Origin of the sequence: Paraburkholderia atlantica, assembly GCF_009362785.1 — a bacterium.
GTDB lineage: Bacteria > Pseudomonadota > Gammaproteobacteria > Burkholderiales > Burkholderiaceae > Paraburkholderia > Paraburkholderia atlantica.
The window spans coordinates 1-702 of record NZ_WHNQ01000223.1 but is presented as its reverse complement, the minus strand read 5'-3'; the positions used below and the strand labels follow the sequence as shown (position 1 = coordinate 702).

Sequence of the window (702 nt, the reverse complement as noted above, 5' to 3'; positions counted from 1 at the left end):
CCGGCAGCTGCCCCACCAGATGCGCGCGCAGCGTCGCCGCAAGCTGCGCTTCCTGCGCCTCCTCTGCGGCCACCACATACGCCACCAGCTGCGGCTCGCTGGCCCGCTCCTCGCGCGCCACCACCACCGCCTCGCGTACCCATGCATGTCCGCACAGGTGCGCGGCCACCTCGCCCGGCTCGATGCGAAAGCCCCGGATCTTGACCTGCTCGTCGGTGCGCCCCAGAAACTCCAGATTGCCGTCCGGCAGGTACCGCGCCAGGTCCCCCGTGCGGTACAGCCGATCGCCCTCCACAAAGGGACTGGCGATGAACCGCTCTGCTGTCAGCTCGGGGCGGTTCAGGTAGCCACGCGCGACCCCCGCCCCGCCAATGTAAAGCTCGCCCACCGCACCAAACGGCACTGGCGCGCCATGACCGTCCAGCAGATAAACCCGCGTGTTCGAAATCGGACGGCCGATCGGGACCACTGACCCATTAAAATCAGCCGGGCAATTCCAGGCCGTTACGTCGATAGCAGCTTCCGTGGGACCATATAGATTGTGCAGACCGGTCCAAGGTAATACGCACCGAACCTTCTGCGTGAGGGAAGCAGAAAGCGCCTCTCCACTACACACGAGACGCTGCAGGGAGGTGCAGCGATCAACGCCCTTCGTGTCCATGAAGCTGGCCAGCATGGATGGTACAAAGTGTGCGGTGGTGA

1 protein-coding gene is annotated in these 702 nt (G+C 65.0%); it reads right to left on the bottom strand.

What is annotated here, in order from left to right; genetic code table 11:
• Positions 1–661: AMP-binding protein (locus GCT19_RS42390; protein WP_321576967.1), on the bottom strand; the 661-nt coding region annotated here is incomplete at its 3' end.
• Between the last annotated feature and the right edge of the window lie 41 nt (positions 662–702).